13 protein-coding genes are annotated in these 14,795 nt (G+C 57.6%); 5 read left to right on the forward strand and 8 right to left on the reverse strand.

Annotation, left to right across the window (positions count from 1 at the left end; genetic code table 11):
- Positions 1-7: 7 nt before the first annotated feature.
- Both ACT3UA_RS08630 and ACT3UA_RS08635 read left to right on the forward strand, forming a co-directional pair.
- Positions 8-556 carry a cupin domain-containing protein gene (locus ACT3UA_RS08630; protein WP_096288187.1) on the forward strand — a complete coding sequence of 183 codons (549 nt, stop codon included), beginning with the start codon at positions 8-10 and terminating at the stop codon, positions 554-556.
- Positions 553-1,764 carry an acyl-CoA dehydrogenase gene (locus ACT3UA_RS08635; RefSeq protein ID WP_096288189.1) on the forward strand — a complete coding sequence of 404 codons (1,212 nt, stop codon included), beginning with the start codon at positions 553-555 and terminating at the stop codon, positions 1,762-1,764. The genes ACT3UA_RS08630 and ACT3UA_RS08635 overlap by 4 nt, the downstream gene beginning before the upstream one ends.
- A 22-nt stretch (positions 1,765-1,786) precedes the next feature.
- Here ACT3UA_RS08635 and ACT3UA_RS08640 read toward each other — a convergent pair whose 3' ends face one another.
- The 5 genes from ACT3UA_RS08640 to ACT3UA_RS08660 all read right to left on the reverse strand — a co-directional run bounded on the left by ACT3UA_RS08640 (position 1,787) and on the right by ACT3UA_RS08660 (position 7,440).
- Entirely contained in the window at positions 1,787-2,644 is an 858-nt protein-coding gene (locus tag ACT3UA_RS08640) for a PaaX family transcriptional regulator (RefSeq protein ID WP_176484257.1), read from the reverse strand.
- A gap of 739 nt (positions 2,645-3,383) precedes the next feature.
- Complete coding sequence (locus tag ACT3UA_RS08645) at positions 3,384-3,899, reverse strand: flavin reductase family protein (RefSeq protein ID WP_096288193.1); 516 nt, start codon at positions 3,897-3,899, stop codon at positions 3,384-3,386.
- A gap of 319 nt (positions 3,900-4,218) precedes the next feature.
- Entirely contained in the window at positions 4,219-5,871 is a 1,653-nt protein-coding gene (locus tag ACT3UA_RS08650) for a thiamine pyrophosphate-binding protein (protein WP_444615998.1), read from the reverse strand.
- Positions 5,872-5,944: 73 nt separating this feature from the next.
- A complete protein-coding gene (locus ACT3UA_RS08655; RefSeq protein WP_096288197.1) occupies positions 5,945-6,733 on the reverse strand; it encodes a cyclase family protein in 789 nt (262 codons plus the stop codon).
- 227 nt (positions 6,734-6,960) lie between these two features.
- On the reverse strand, positions 6,961-7,440 hold the full coding sequence (locus ACT3UA_RS08660) for an acyl-CoA thioesterase (protein WP_096288199.1): 480 nt from the start codon (positions 7,438-7,440) through the stop codon (positions 6,961-6,963).
- Positions 7,441-7,552: 112 nt separating this feature from the next.
- On the opposite strand from ACT3UA_RS08660, the gene ACT3UA_RS08665 reads away from it, so the two are divergent.
- A complete protein-coding gene (locus ACT3UA_RS08665) occupies positions 7,553-8,896 on the forward strand; it encodes an MFS transporter (protein WP_096288201.1) in 1,344 nt (447 codons plus the stop codon).
- 569 nt (positions 8,897-9,465) lie between these two features.
- Here the strand turns inward: ACT3UA_RS08665 and ACT3UA_RS08670 are convergent.
- Together ACT3UA_RS08670 and ACT3UA_RS08675 are read right to left on the reverse strand one after the other, a co-directional pair.
- Positions 9,466-10,953, reverse strand: coding sequence for an MFS transporter (locus ACT3UA_RS08670; protein WP_444616001.1), 1,488 nt, complete (start codon positions 10,951-10,953; stop codon positions 9,466-9,468).
- On the reverse strand, positions 10,950-11,984 hold the full coding sequence (locus tag ACT3UA_RS08675; RefSeq protein ID WP_096288205.1) for an MBL fold metallo-hydrolase: 1,035 nt from the start codon (positions 11,982-11,984) through the stop codon (positions 10,950-10,952). Before ACT3UA_RS08675 ends, ACT3UA_RS08670 begins: the two co-directional genes overlap by 4 nt.
- Before the next feature lie 227 nt (positions 11,985-12,211).
- On the opposite strand from ACT3UA_RS08675, the gene ACT3UA_RS08680 reads away from it, so the two are divergent.
- Entirely contained in the window at positions 12,212-12,700 is a 489-nt protein-coding gene (locus ACT3UA_RS08680; protein ID WP_176484258.1) for a cupin domain-containing protein, read from the forward strand.
- Positions 12,701-12,771: 71 nt separating this feature from the next.
- The gene (locus ACT3UA_RS08685; protein ID WP_096288207.1) at positions 12,772-13,515 is read left to right on the forward strand and encodes an alpha/beta hydrolase family protein; all 744 of its coding nucleotides are present in this window, start codon (positions 12,772-12,774) and stop codon (positions 13,513-13,515) included.
- On the opposite strand, the gene ACT3UA_RS08690 is transcribed toward ACT3UA_RS08685, so the two are convergent.
- On the reverse strand, positions 13,492-14,340 hold the full coding sequence (locus ACT3UA_RS08690; protein WP_096288316.1) for a PaaX family transcriptional regulator: 849 nt from the start codon (positions 14,338-14,340) through the stop codon (positions 13,492-13,494). The genes ACT3UA_RS08685 and ACT3UA_RS08690 overlap by 24 nt on opposite strands.
- Positions 14,341-14,795: the final 455 nt, after the last annotated feature.

Here is a 14,795-nt window from a genome sequence, read left to right on the forward strand (position 1 = left end):
GGAAAAGATGACCGAGTCAACTCTTACAAGGCAAACCGCTACCGATCGGGTCAGTACTATTCGGGCAGAGGACCGTGAGAACCTCTGGTTCCTAGGTGACCTGATCCAGCCGATCATCACCACCGAGATGACCCAAGGGCGCTTTCAAATGGCCCTGACCCATGCCAAGGCCTCCTCCGAACCACCGTTGCATGAGCATGATGCCGAAGATGAGATCTTTTACATTCTCGAAGGGCACGTCTCCTTCTGGGCAGGCGATCAACACGTGGTACTGGGGGCGCACGACTGCATCTTAATGCCCAAAGATGTCCCCCACATCTTCCAAGCTTCCAAAAACGTCGAAGCCAAGTGGCTAGTTTTCTCGGCACCGGGCGGGCTTGATGAATTCTTCCGCGACGTATCGGTCCCTGCCGAGTATCCTGGTCCGCAGCGCGGCTGGAAGATGGACGACGAAACCGAGCAACGGTTGGACCGGGCCTGCGTCAAGCACAACATCACCTTACTGGACCCCTCGTTGGCAGAGAAAATCAAGCGCGGAGAAGGACTGAACTCATGAGCGTCGCAACGACCACTATCATCTCATCCAAGGCTCCAGCCCGGGAGGTCACCGACGAACTGGTGGCTCGCGTTCATTCGATCGGCGAAATTCTCGCACGCAACGCCATAGCCGCGGATACAGATCGGTTGGTTCCCAAGGAATCGGTCGAGGCTCTCAAGGGAATTGGAGCATTCAATATCTCCCGTTTGCAACGCTACGGCGGTTACGAAGGCGGTGCCCGCATGCTCATGGAGGTCTCCCGTGCGATCGGGTATTACTGCCCCGCTTCGGCTTGGATCACCGTTATTTCAAATGGTTCCGTCATGCTTGCAAATCGCTTTGACTACGACGTACTGGACACCATCTTCGCCGATAAGGAGCCAGTGCTCATGGCCTCGATGTTCTCCTCGCCACAGGGTAAAGCGACTAAGGTCGAGGGCGGCTGGCAGATCAGCGGCAAGTGGCCTTTTTCGTCAAATATCATGAATTCCCAGTGGTCCATCGGTATTTTGAAGACCGAGGAAAATGGAAAGGAAGGCATCGGGTTCGCTATTCTGCCGCGGGAGCAATACACAATCGATGACACCTGGTACACCATTGGCATGCGTGGCACCGCCTCGAACACCATGGTCATCACCGACCAATTCGTTCAAGACCTGCAGGTCATCCCGACCGAACGGATGATGGGTCCAGGATTCGAGGCCTCGGATGAAGAAACTTTCGGACGCAAGATTACCCCGCACCTGACGATGTCGAATACGATTGCAACCCCCGCGTTGGGGGCCTCTGAGCGCGCTATGGATTTCGTGATCGAAATGTCGCATAAGCGCGGTGTCACCAACACGAACTACTTCCCGCAGCACTCCTCGGGGGCCTTCGTCAGCGGGCTGGGCAAGGCCTCGCAGCAGATCGAGTCCTCGTACTTGCTATTGAGCAAGGCAGCAGACGCGATTGATAGTTTCGCCGAGGGTACTGAACCTATGGAGAAGTCTGTTCGTGCCCGCCATCGTGGCAGCATCGGGCATTCGGGCACTGTGTTGGCCGAGGCAATGAATGACCTGTGCTGGTTGCACGGAACCGCGGCATTCTCTGAAAGTAGCCTGCTGGGCCGACTGTGGCGGGACGTCAACACCGGCGTGCGTCACGCTTCGATCACCGCGCCGCTAAACTACGAGCTTCACGGTGATGGGCTGGTAGATATCGAAATGATTTCTACCAAACTGTAGCCCGTCCGAGAACAACCGATTATTACTCCTTCTGAGCGAGGGCGCGAAGGGCATGAGCCCTCGCACCCTCGCTCAGAAGCGTATTAAGGTCATTAAAAAGTTTCTGCGCAGAATAGCCGGCCCATGTTCGTGGCAGCACCGATTTGGGAAGTCCCGGATCCAAGAACGGTAACGTGCGCCACTGAGTGAACATCGGAATAAATGCCTTGAAGGCCTCGGCATCCAGCTCCGGTTGAGATAAAGAGGACACCCGGTCGCGCCAATTCCCCAGCAACCCGATGTAGGTTCGTTCGAAGTGAACGTAGCGTAGCTCGATTTCTTCGAGGTCCCACCATGAACCAAGTTCAGCTTTGGATTCCCCCGGCCCGTTATAGGTGGAGGTGAAGGTCTGGATGTACTGCGTAAGGTCATGGGTCTCGAAGTAGTCAGTAGCTTCCTCCGACAGGTGAGCCGGTGCAATCCATACGCCAGGGTTTACCGAACCGAAGCCCATTTTTTGCAATCCGGTGCGCAAGAGATGCCGGGCTTGACGCGAATCCTCGGGAACGGTGTAGACCACCATCAGCCAATCGCCTTCGTTCTCGGCGTGACGAGGAGTATAGATTCGATCATTGCGCCGCGAGAGATGATTGTAGGCTTCGGTGGAAAGGGCGTAACGTCCTTTGCCGGTTTGTTCCAAGACGCCCTTTTTCTTCAGGCGTGAGACCGATGAGCGCGCACTGCTGGAGTCTACGTCCAACTCTTGGAGCAGGTCGATCAGTCCACCAATCGGTACCGATAGCCCCGGCTCACGCGCATATAGGCCGAAAATGGTCACCACGAATCGGTGATGAGTAGTTTGGCTACCTCGTCCAGCAATGAATTCGTCAGCTACATGCACAATTCTCATTCTACGATGAGACCAAGACAATTATGGCCACGAATTACCGCTAGATGAAGTCATCCAAGCTCTAAAGACTCCAATTGATTAGCAGATCCTTTGGCAGCGCATGTGTAACGAAACGGTAGCAAGAGTGCGGGGACCGGGTGTGAATCCGATAGCACCCCTTGCTATTGCACCCATCGATGCTGGCCGTATCTGCGGTGAACGGAGCGCTCTCCTCCTACTGCCTACAAGGATGCTTGCCCGTTCCGTAATTCCATTCAAGACCGATTGGTTCACTGCCCAATGCTATAGGTGCTGCTTAATGATTCCTGCGATTGGTTCCATCTCAAATAGCGCGAAGGTTCGGATTGTTATTCCTCGGCGACATGAATTTCTCGATTCGCTGACAGCGAGGTTGCTTGTACTCTGGTTTGTAGGTACTCACTAGAGCGAGGGATAGCCGGGACCTGAACGGAAACATATACTTTCCAGGAAAACAGTGGGTGGGCGATTTGTTGAGCAATGGTCGTTTGCACGCCTGTCAGCCTTTGGGTGCTTTGATTCAAGTGTTTTCGATATTTACGCGGCGCTACCGTTTCGCCCCACAGGTGCTTCTAATTGCGTCTGATATACACCTAATTAATATATGGGCCTTGTCGATGTTGTAGCCGAAAGGACCGACCCAAGAGTTTGATTCGAGGCTCGGTCCTTACAGCTTGGTGCATTATTTACTTCTGACTAGAAATTCTGTTTATTAGCTCTGGGAACCGCTCATTTGACCCTGGTGGAATAGCAGTGCTTCATGCTCAGGATGATACGAAAACTCGTGCACTTGCCCGATCAGCACTCGGTGGTCACCCGCGTCATGATTCGAGTAAAGGCTGCATTGGAAAGTAGCTAGGCACCCTCCAAGCACTGGATCCCCAAAGATACCCATGGAGTAGTCGACACCCGCAAATTTGTCTTCTGACGGGCGGGCGAACTGTCGTGCCAGGCCCTGTTGATTAGCTCGCAGAATATTGACGGTGAAGTGGCCCGAACGTTCCAGCACCGGAAGCGAGGCGATCGTTTTGCTCGGACAGAACAACAACAGTGCCGGGTCCATGGACACGGAGCTAAAGGAATTTGCGGTAAGCCCGTATGAACGCCCGTCTAGGTCGGTCGTCGTAATAACGGTTACACCGGTAGCGAACTGGCTAAAGGCGTTACGTAGATCCCGCTGATCAATGCTCTGGTGGGCGGTCTCTGGAACTCGTACATCAATACTCATCACAAATCTCCTGTGCGCTTGTAGGGTAGATCACGTTCGGTATGTATTGACAATATCGATCGTCCACAGCGTTCACTATCCACGTTGCGCAGGAATCAGCCGTTTTCCGCAATCCCTAGTTTCCACACTGCGAAACTATATTGAGATAACCAAATCTGGGTATGAAGAGACTGACGGGGAAGCCAGAATCCACGAAAGCGGAGCACTCATCATTGAAGCGCGCACTGCGATTATTCTGTTTTCCAACCGACTTCTACCTTTGGCTTTGAAGGTCACGGACCGCAAACGCGATTCTTTCTCCGATGGGCCAGCTAACGGATTAGTGCCCTTTAAACGCCTCAGCCAGCCACCAGGCTCCGCCGTCCGACGGGATCTTCGCATCAATGACCAACGGCCCGGCCGGGTCCGATTCAAGCCACTGCTTAACCGCTTCGAGGTCTTCCAACGAACGCACCGTGATTCCTTCGGCGCCGAAACCGCGGCCAATGGCAGCGAAGTCGGTCTCGGGGAAGACCACCGACGCCATGTCGGCGGCCGGATCGCTCGCGCCGAAGTGGTGCACTTCCGCGCCATACGCGGCGTCGTTGTAGACAATGCACACCAGGGGCATCTTCAGGCGGACCGCGGTGTCCAACTCGGCGATGGCCATGTGGAATCCCCCGTCGCCGGTGCCCAGCACAGGCAAGCGATCAGGCTGGGCCAAGCCGGCGCCGATTGCCGTGTACAGCCCCAGGCCGATGGCCTGAAACGCCTGCGTAAAGCAGAAGCCGTGCTCGTCCGGGACGGAGAGGAACTGGCTCGGGTATCCCATGAAGTTCCCGGAGTCCACGCTGAGGATCCGCTCGGCCGGCAGCAGCTGATCCAAACGCTTAGTCAACGTTCGGGGATCTATGGAATTATCCGTGGAGAGGTCCTGGTAGTTGACCTGCTGCCAGTGGATTCCCTGGGTGATCCGTTCATGGACTTCTGCGGTGCGGTAGCCATCGCGTTGATTGATCTTCTGCGAGCGAAGAAGCGAGAGCACATCGCTGGCGCATTGGGCCGAATCTCCCACCACGCCCAGATCCACGGGTCGGTTGGCGCCCAAAGCAGGTTCCTCCAGATCCACCTGGATGACCTTGGTGCCGTTGCCGATCAGGTGGCCATGGCGCATGGTCCACATATTCAGTGCGCAACCGAATCCGACGATCAGGTCCGCATTGCTGATCAGCTCGGCGGCCAGCGGCGAAGAGAATCCTCCGGAGATTCCGAGGTTGAATTCGTCCTCGTTGAATAGCCCCTTGGCTACGGCCGAGGTGGCGACCAGTGCACCGCTATGCCGCGCGAGAGCCAGGATCTCATCGCGAGCGGACTTTCCGCCGCGGCCGGCCACGAAGACCGGGCGCTTTGCGCTTTGCAGCAGCACAGCCATGGCCTCGACCGAAGCATGCGAGGGCCTGATCGGTTCGACTGGAACCACAACCGGGATTTCGACAGGCTCCACGGCAGGCAGGGCCTGGATATTCAACGGCAGGTTGAGCACCACCGTACGGCGGTCATTGACCGCCGTCCGGTAGGCTCGCACCGTATCGGCTACAGCGCTTTCGGCGCTGTGCACCCGTTCGGAGACCGCGTACACCGAGGTTACAAACGAATCCTGGTCCATCGCGAAGTTCGAGTAGACCGCGCTCGGGGCAGCTTCCGCAGCCAAGACGATCAACGGGGTACGGGACTTCGCCGCTTCGCCGATCCCGGTTGCGGCATTGGTCAGCCCGCAGCCCTGGTGCACTGAGAGCACCGAAACCTTGCCACTGGTCCGCGAATACGCATCCGCCATCGTGGCGGCGCCGCCCTCATGCCGGGTGGCGGTATAGGCCACGCCATGGGCCATGAGGGCATTGGTCACCGCAAAGTTTCCGCTGCCGACCACACCGAAGGCGTGTCCCACTCCGAGCCCGGCCAGGGTTTTGCCGACTAATTCTGCGACGTTCATTCACGTTCCTCCATACAGGCGAAAATCAATAATACGAGCACCCATTGCGCGACTGGGCAGTCGAGTCATGAAGTCAGTTCTCAACCAGGGCAAGCACCCGTGCGGGAGCACCGGTGCCGCCGACAATCGGCAACGGTGCGACCACGATCATCGCACCGAAGGCTGACAACTTGTCCAGGTTCTTCAGCGAAGTGATCCCGTACTTATCTGCTCCGAGCAGGTAATAATGCATGGGAAACGGAGGTTCCAGCACCCCAGCATTGCCCGCATCGATTCCCACTGTCTCCACGCCGATTCCTGAGATATCCAGTTCGTCGGCAATGTACTTGGCGCATTCGGCGCTGAAGCCCGGGGTGTGCGAACCGGAGTCATCCAGGTTCAGGAATGCCTGCTTGTCATGGTCGAACTGGTCCCAACCGGTCCGGAAGAGCAACCATGAGTTCTGCGGAAAGTCCCCGTGTTCTTCCTGCCAGGCCTGGAGGTGCTCCACGTCGATGAGGAAATCCGGGTTGGCGGCTGACTCTGCACTGAAGTCCAGCACTACTGCTGGTCCGATCAGGCGCTGCGGGTCCAGCTGGGAGACGTCCTTGCCGTCTTTGCCACTGATCCAATGGATGGGCGCGTCAATGTGCGTTCCGATATGCTCACCGGTTTGGATGTTGTGGTGTTTCCAGAACGGTCCTGGCGCGTTATAGGCTGATACCTCTTCGAGGCTGAAGTCGTTCAAGTTAGCGAAAGGTTCTGGCAGCACCAAGGTAGGGGTCTCTGCCGATAGCGGCGCGGTCAGATCGTGGACTTGGACTGCTCCCGTAGCCAGCGCCGTCAAGGTGGAGCTCAAGGTGCCTTCGTTAATGTTGGTCATATAATCTCTCCTGCATGCGCCGGTCACCGAGTAATTAACCTAGAGTTAAAGTGACGATCGTCACGAACTTAACATTTCGATTCAATCTACCAGCCGGCGCGCGGAAGGCAAACAATTTCACGAATTGGGTCAAGCCGCATGGAGGCATCAGCGCACGGACAATAGCGGCCCCTTCATGTAGGCGCCACAGCCGTAAGCCACGGCCCGCAGAGGCGGGTCGACGGCATTTAGGTTCCAACACCCAGCGCAGCAAGGATTTCCTTTGGCCAAGGTGCCGACACTTCCCCACCTTGAGGAACGCAGACCGTCACGAATTTCCCCTCGGCCGCAAGTACTAGCCCGCGCCCTTGGTGCGGGTGGCCCCAGACCTTGAACCCGAAGGTCATCGAGCTCGTTCCGATACGCTCCACCCGGACTGCGGTAGTCACCTTCTGGCCGAAGAAGAGCTTGGCGCTAAAATCAATTTCTTGGCGCACTCGGGGTGCCATCGCGAAATAGGAATCGGCACCAGCATCGCGAAAGAGCTTCGCCTCGGCCGCCTCGACGAAGCGCATGATGGCAGAGTTGTGCTGGTGCCCGGCCGCGTCCGTATCCACCCATTCAATAGTCCTCTGTAGCGCCTCGCCATTCACTCCCGACGAGAGGAATACCTCGGCCAGCGTCGCCAACGATGCCTCCGCGACACTTGTTTTCTCGCGATTACTCATCGCTCCTCCTAGATAATATTTATATAGGCATTGTAACGCACGTCACTTTAACGAGATGATTCATAAGTTGGACCCGAGAACACACGCCCCATCAACAACTAGGAGCTTGAAGATGACTTCTTCTCCCAAGGTAACGGATTGGAAAATCCCCAAACGCACCACCGGCATGGTGCTGTTCGCCTGTTGGCTCGCCATTCTGGCGGAAGGCTACGATGTCGGGGTGCTCGGCGCGGTGCTTCCTGCGTTGGCCGAGTACAAGGAATGGTCACTCAGCCCGATGGAGCTAGGTGGCCTCGGCGCATACGCCCTCGTCGGCATGCTGTTCGGTGCACTATTCATCGGCACTCTCAGCGACATCATCGGCCGCAAGCGCATGTTGCTGTTATCCATGGTCGTCTTCACCATCACGCAGGCCGGAGCCGCCTTGGCACCAACTCCTGAAATCTTCGGGCTGTTCAGACTAATTGGCGGATTGGGAATGGGCGGCATCATTCCCGTGGCTGCGGCATTGACCATCGAATACTCGCCGCCGAAGAAGCGTTCGCTGAATTACGGAATCATGTATTCCGGATATTCATTGGGCATAGTCGCGGCAGCATTGGTCGCCATGGCCCTGCTCCCCATCCTCGGATGGCGTTGGGTAATCGCCGTCGGCGTGCTGCCGGTCGTGTTGCTGCCGCTTGTGGCATGGATTCTCCCGGAATCCCTTGAGTACCTCGTTGCCAAAGGCAAAATCAGCGAAGCGAAAGCCCTGGCAGCACGCCTCAATGTTGCCGACTACAAGCCGGTGGCACCGCCAGTACTGGCAGGAAAGATCCCTTGGCGTGAAGTCATGGGCTCCATGTTCTCCGGCAAGTGTCTTCGCTCCACCATATTCTTTTGGATATCACTGTTCTGCGGCATGGTCTTGGTCTACGGATTGAACACGTGGTTGCCGCAGATTATGCGCAGCGCCGGTTACGACCTAGGTTCATCGCTGACCTTTTTGCTCGTGTTCTCCTTGGCCTCAGCCGCAGGCGGACTGGCGCTGGGTTACCTGGCCGACAGGTTCGGCCAGAAGCCAGTCTTGGTGATCTTCTTCCTGCTCGGTGCCGGCGGCATCCTGCTGCTGATGTTCCCGAACACCATGTTCATCAACTTGTGCTTCGTGGCCTTCGCAGGCATCGGCTCGATCTCTACCTCGCTGGTGCTCACCGGCTACATCGCCGATTACTACCCCGCGGCTCAGCGTGGCACCGCGACCGGATGGGCGCTGTCCTTCGCACGCGTGGGCGCCATCTCCGGTCCGATCATCGGCGGTTGGATCGCAGCGACGGGGATCAGCTTTGAATTCAACTTTGTTTTCTTCGCCATCGTTGGAGCCATAGCGGCCATCGCAGTGGCCTTGATTCCGCCGAGGATCAAGGAAGACCAGCCCCCGCAACCGGTTATCGAGCGGGAGCTCGCAGCCGACTGATTCTTCGGAAATACACTTAGTAGCAAAACCAGCACGGTCTCGGAACTCGCTTTCAAGCGTGGACCGAGGCCGTGTTTGCATATGCACATGAAACCAGTGAAGGGCCGGATACTCAAGCTTGCCGGGTGACACTGACACGCAATTGAGCCTACGGTTACGCCGGCGTCCCAGGACCCCATCCGGGAGCTGCCATTGCTACCGCGCTTCGAAGACTTGCCCGGATCTCTGGTCAGGAAGCGGCATCCATTGGTGCCTCACTTCCAACACCATGATGCTGAACCCAATCCCAAGGTATTTGGGTTGGCACTTCCCAGGTTTACTTGCTGCGTCCGATCCGCGCATGCAACCTTGTCACATCGCCAATCCATTCACATGGCCGTTACCGAATGGGCTGCGTGGTCATCGCGCTACCCGATTACCGTTGGTCGGGATCGGCGAGCGCTATCTGCCTGGCGCATGCGCCGACGGGTCCCGCATAAAAGGCCAAAGCTCCAAAACCCGCGCCCGCTGACTAAGCAAAGTCAGCGGGCACAGACGTAACGAAGGCTCTGAGGATTCGTTGCTGACGATCAGCCGGTGAACGTGAATTTTGTCTGCAGCTTGCGCGCCGTGCGGTCCGGGTTGAGCATCAGGACGCAGAAGATGCCGACGATGACCAGGTAGATGCCGATCATCCCGAATGAGGAGTTCATGCCCTGGGCGAGCAGTGCGGACATTTCCGCCGTATCGGCGACCCCCTTGGCACCCGGGATATAGCCCGCGCGATCCATGAGTCCACCGACCATGGCCGGAGCGATGACACCGCCGATCGAGGCCAGCCCGGTCAGCGTGGCCATGATTGCAGCACGTTGCTTGGAGCAGACACTGAAGGCGATGGCCGTTGGTGCAAGCGGGTAGATCATCGCGGTGCCCGCGCCCAAGGTCAGCATCGCGACCGCAGCGTATCCCGAAAGGAAAGGAAGGATCGAGAAGCACACGCCGGAGATCAGGAGAGTCGCTCCGAACAGTGCACCCAGAGCCCAGCGGACGGTAACTCCGCGTTTCATCAGGTAGCGCGAGCCGAAGCCCAGAATCAGCAGGGCGATGGCACCCACAACCCACGGAAAGGTCGAAACTAGTCCGATCATTTCCGGTGACAATGCGACCACTGAGCCTAGATATTTCGGAGACCAGGTGGTGAGGAATCCTTGGGCCCAGAAACATCCGGCCCCAGCCAAGACCGCGGCAACGAACATCCATGATCCCAAGACTCTTCGAATCGGGACGATCTGCAGCAGGTCTGCCGAATCGGCGATACTGCCCGTACCGTTGGGTTCGAATTCCTCCACCGGTTCCGACTGCGTTTCGTGCTTCGTCGCTGAATGCGGCGTGGTCCGCTGCGCTGCCTCAGACTCCTCTTGGGCTAAGGCTCTGCCCGCTTTCGAATGGCTGTACGGACCATCGCGCCCCACAATGAGCCATGCCACGCTCCAGAGCAGCCCGAAGAGACCCAAGAAGCCGAAGGCCCAACGCCATCCCAAAGCTGGGTTTGCGATGATCCAGGCCAGGGCAGGAGCTGCGAGAATCGGCCCCAAGGTCGACCCAGCGGCGACGATACTGCTGGGCAGTCCGCGTTCCTTGGGTTTGAACCATCCATGAACATGCTGCAAAGAAATAGGTGTGGCCGGGCCTTCAGCACCACCTAAGAGGATACGGGTCACCAGCAAGACCGCTGCACCGCCACCAAAGAGCATCGGGAACTGCAGGACGGCCCATGCGACGCCCATGGTGAGCAGGATCCAGCGGGTGGACACCTTTCCCGCTAGAAAACCGACCGCGACGCCGACGATGGCGAAGAGGAAGAAGAATGCGCTGCCGATGAAGCCGAACTGCCCGGCGGTCAAGCCCAGCTCGCGCATGGCGGGATCAGCCACAAGGCCCAATACTGCTTTGTCGGCAAAATTGACGATCTGGAAAATAACGAGCATGCTCGTCACGATCCAAGCCCGACGGTTCATCTTGCCGTTCCTGATCGCGGCGCTCAGGGTGTGGTCTGCGAGATTCTGTGCATGGCTCATGCCAAGCTCCCTTTGGATTCAGTGGCGGCAAGTTGCAACTCTACTCCGCCAATATCAAAGACATCATTGTCTTCTGCGATGGAAACGGTCCCGGAAAAATCCCTACGCGCGGTGTTCAGCATGATCTCCAAGTCGGCGGTGCCGGGAGTGTTGGGAACGATATGGTGCAGCACCAACGATGAAACGTTGGCCTGCTGCGCGACCTTGCCCACTTCGCTGTACGGAGTGTGCGATTCGCGCAGGTGCACTTCGATGCCATCCCGGGTCGGCCCGTCAGGGAATGTCTGAAGGATCCCCGGAAGGTCGATGACTTCGTGGAGCAACAGATCCGCGCTTTGGGCCAGCTTGATGCAGTTCTCGGAGTAGGCTGTATCCCCCGAAACCACGACAGAACCGTAGCGCGAGTCGATCCGGTAGGCGAAGGCCGGGAAGCACAAGCGATGGTCAACGAGAATGGTCGAGATGGTGACCAGGTCGTCGCGGTAGATCTCGAATGGCTCCATCTGCGGGTGCCTATTTTCCACAGCGCAGGCTCCGGTGGATTCAGGGATCTGGATGTTGTGCGCTTGGATCCATTTATGTGGCTCGTCACGGCCTTCGTCTGCCATGCGAATGAGTACATCCGAGGCAAAAACCTTATCCAGCAAAGCGTCCACGATTTCTTCCGTGCTGCTCATCTCTCTATTGCCCACTCGTGCGGCGACATCTTGCTCGTGCTTCTGGTCCAGAGCGGGGACGCGGTTGGGCCGGCCTGGTCCGAAGACCTGGATGGGCCGGGTGAAAGACTCTCCCGGTACCTGCCACCCGGTGACCAGGTAGGCGCCGAGGTCGTAGATGTGATCGGAGTGGTGGTGGGTCAGCAGCACCGCGCGCAACTCGCCCCAGTCGGCGTGCGAACGGTAATTGCGGATGCTTCCCATTCCACAGTCGATGACATAGGTAGCCCCATCGACACGAATCGCCGTGCTGGTTCCTGCACGGGAGCTGGAGACGATAGGGCCGCCTCCGGTACCAAGCGTATAGACGCTCATTCCTGTTGTCTGATTGGTGTTCACATTGATGCCTTACTCGTGGTGAGCAGCAAAGGGTCCCATCGACCGCGATGCGTGGATTGCGAGGGTAGTCAAGCGTCCGGCAACGACGCCGACGTGATAGAAATCATATACACCGTATTTTGCGACCGCAAGACCTATTGCATATTCAATGTGATCTATGCCATTCTGAGATCATAAGTTCGCAACCTCACAAAGGAGTCATCATGGATCAGCAGCAAGGCCAGGAAATCATCTTGGGCGACCTACCCAAGGGCATCACCTTGGCAAGCGAATCAATGGGCAACAAGACATGGAACGTCCTTGGCCATACTTACCTATCCAAGGTCGAGAGCTCCAGCAGTTTTGCATGGCTGTCCCTGGATCCAGTGGGCACCGGCGTGCCGCCACATGTGCACCCGACCCAGGACGAACACATCTACATCATGGAGGGCACCTACACCCTTTATCTGGACGGCGAATGGTTCAAGGCGGGCCCTGGCGATACCGTGCGGATGCCGATGGGCCTTCCTCACGCGTACTTCAATAAGGATGAAACACCGGGCAAGTCGCTCTTCTGGGTCAGTCCTTCAGGTCAGCTCGCCACGCTTTTCGATGAACTCCATGATTTGACCGACCCGGAGGAAGTCGTCCGGCTCTCGGCGCTGCGCGACGTCAACTTTCTGCCACCAGGATCGGTCCCTGGCGCAAACTAGTATCGTATGAAAATTCCGGGTGGCCGGCAGGGAGATCCTGCCGGCCACCCGTCGGTGAAAGGTAAAATCCCGTGACTCAAAAACAGCAAGGCAGCCAAGTATTGAGCTACGGCGGCCATCCAGATCAGCGCATCACCTTGGTGCACCCTCAAGACCAATCCTCCCGGGGCACCGCGGTCTTGGTCCACGGGGGCTACTGGCGACAGCGGATCACCGCCGCGGTTATGCAGCCCATGCTTGAGGATCTGCTGCAGGCCGGCTGGAGCGTGGCCAATGTGGAATACCGGCGCGGACCAGAACATGCCTGGCCCATGCCTTCTAGCGACGTAGCCGCAGCGATTCGGCTGGTTCGCAGCACGCTGCGCGACCAGGGACGCGAACAGCACGTAGTACTGGTCGGGCACTCGGTCGGAGGGCAGTTGGCCCTGCTCAATGCCGATCTTGCCGATTCAGTAGTCGGCCTTGCCCCGGTCACCGATGCGGCAAAGGTCTTCGAAGAAGACCTCGGGGACTCGGCGGCCATCGAGTATTTCAGGAAGTCACCAGTTGAGATTCCCGGCATCTACCGCCAAGCGTCACCATGTGCGCAGCCGGCTCCGGTGGTGCCTGTGCTATTGGTCCACGGGCGAGATGACGACCGGGTGCCACTGGAGCATACCGAGCAGTACATCCGCTCTCTGGGCGAAATCGCCCAGTACACGACGATGATCCATCCCCGGTTGGATCACTTTGGGATCATCGCTCCGGAGCAGCATCATTGGGATGCGGTTCGGGACTGGATGGATCAGAGCTCAGCTAGCGCGCGAGCAGAGTAGCTCAGTCGCATACGACTCCGCCAGCGGGGACAACAGCTCATGCAACGCAAGGAAGGTCTTCTTAGCCTGCGGCGCTTTCCACCCTTCGGGAAGGTATTCGAAGGGAAGATTCGGATCACGATAGGGGAAGTGCCGCCACCGTGTCAGCATGGGCACGTAGAAGGCAAACGCCTCACGCTCTAGATCGCTGCGCTCCTCGGAAGATTCTGCTGTCGCGGCAAGTCTCTCGCGCCATGCGCCCAGTCGTCCGACGTAGAGCTGAAGGAAGTCGGTGTACTGCTGGTCCAAGGCCTGCAGGTCCCACCACTGCGCCACACGGTCCCGGATATCTGCCGCGGGAATGTAGTCTGCGCGGAAGTACTCAATGTATTCGGATAGCCCGCGTGCGTCCAGCCGCGCCTTGGCCTGTTCGAATGCCATTTGCGGCCCGACGGCCACGCCTCCGGCGACCATCCCGAAGCCCATGCTCCCCAACTCAGTACGAAGTTCGTACCGGCGGTGCCGCTCGCTTTCGGGCACCGAGAAAATAGCCAAAATCAGCGACTCCTCCGAAGTGGAGCGCGACGGGGCAAAGATCCGCTGGTCGTCCTTGCGGAAGCCATCCACGATTTCGGCGGACAGCTGATAGACGGACTCATTTCCAGAGCGCTCGTTGATGAGCACTCCGCGGCTTTTCAATCGAGAAATGGTCGAACGGGAGGCTTGGGATTTAATCCCCAGCGCACCGAGCATCTCAACGATGACGGAGACGGGGAATGAGCTGGCAGCTGATTGCCCATATAAGCCATAAAGCGTCACCAGCAGATTCTGGTGTTGCAATTTCATTCCCCCGACATCCACTGGAACGACGTCCTCCATTTTGCTGATTAGAATTTATGGTACTCAATCTCATCCTATGCGGACAGCCGCTATTTCCAGCGCAAGACGGTGACGTGGCCGCATGCCACGGGGCATTTCAGCGTAAGCCTCTTGGAATGCACCACGGCCACCGCGCGCGACATATCACCTAGCGAAAGCAGAGAAACGGGTACCGCCCGGTCGCTTCTTTTGATTTCGCGTTCGCTTCTTTTGATTTCGCGTTCGCTTTGACATCGTAAGCCAGCGACAGCTTCCCGCTGTTTTCGTGTTGGCGCTCTCGACCGATCCCTCTGCCCGACAAAGTAGGCGATTAATTCCCTCCAATTCGATATCCACTCAATTTCGCGGTGGTCTGTGCAGGAACATTTTTGGTCGATGCGCTTGTAACTCCGAGTATTCATTGGTCGAGTTTTCCACAACAC

This window comes from Glutamicibacter sp. 363 (genome assembly GCF_052379505.1).
GTDB lineage: Bacteria > Actinomycetota > Actinomycetes > Actinomycetales > Micrococcaceae > Glutamicibacter.

What these genes read in the sequence shown, in the direction of transcription:
- ACT3UA_RS08675 (WP_096288205.1), bottom strand. Translation starts at nt 11,984, where the DNA reads ATGAGCGTCTATACGCTTGGTACCGGAGGCGGCCCTATCGTCTCCAGC.
- ACT3UA_RS08665 (WP_096288201.1), top strand. Translation starts at nt 7,553, where the DNA reads ATGACTTCTTCTCCCAAGGTAACGGATTGGAAAATCCCCAAACGCACC.
- ACT3UA_RS08650 (WP_444615998.1), bottom strand. Translation starts at nt 5,871, where the DNA reads ATGAACGTCGCAGAATTAGTCGGCAAAACCCTGGCCGGGCTCGGAGTG.
- ACT3UA_RS08655 (WP_096288197.1), bottom strand. Translation starts at nt 6,733, where the DNA reads ATGACCAACATTAACGAAGGCACCTTGAGCTCCACCTTGACGGCGCTG.
- ACT3UA_RS08660 (WP_096288199.1), bottom strand. Translation starts at nt 7,440, where the DNA reads ATGAGTAATCGCGAGAAAACAAGTGTCGCGGAGGCATCGTTGGCGACG.
- ACT3UA_RS08645 (WP_096288193.1), bottom strand. Translation starts at nt 3,899, where the DNA reads ATGAGTATTGATGTACGAGTTCCAGAGACCGCCCACCAGAGCATTGAT.
- ACT3UA_RS08670 (WP_444616001.1), bottom strand. Translation starts at nt 10,953, where the DNA reads ATGAGCCATGCACAGAATCTCGCAGACCACACCCTGAGCGCCGCGATC.
- ACT3UA_RS08630 (WP_096288187.1), top strand. Translation starts at nt 8, where the DNA reads ATGACCGAGTCAACTCTTACAAGGCAAACCGCTACCGATCGGGTCAGT.
- ACT3UA_RS08635 (WP_096288189.1), top strand. Translation starts at nt 553, where the DNA reads ATGAGCGTCGCAACGACCACTATCATCTCATCCAAGGCTCCAGCCCGG.
- ACT3UA_RS08680 (WP_176484258.1), top strand. Translation starts at nt 12,212, where the DNA reads ATGGATCAGCAGCAAGGCCAGGAAATCATCTTGGGCGACCTACCCAAG.
- ACT3UA_RS08690 (WP_096288316.1), bottom strand. Translation starts at nt 14,340, where the DNA reads ATGAAATTGCAACACCAGAATCTGCTGGTGACGCTTTATGGCTTATAT.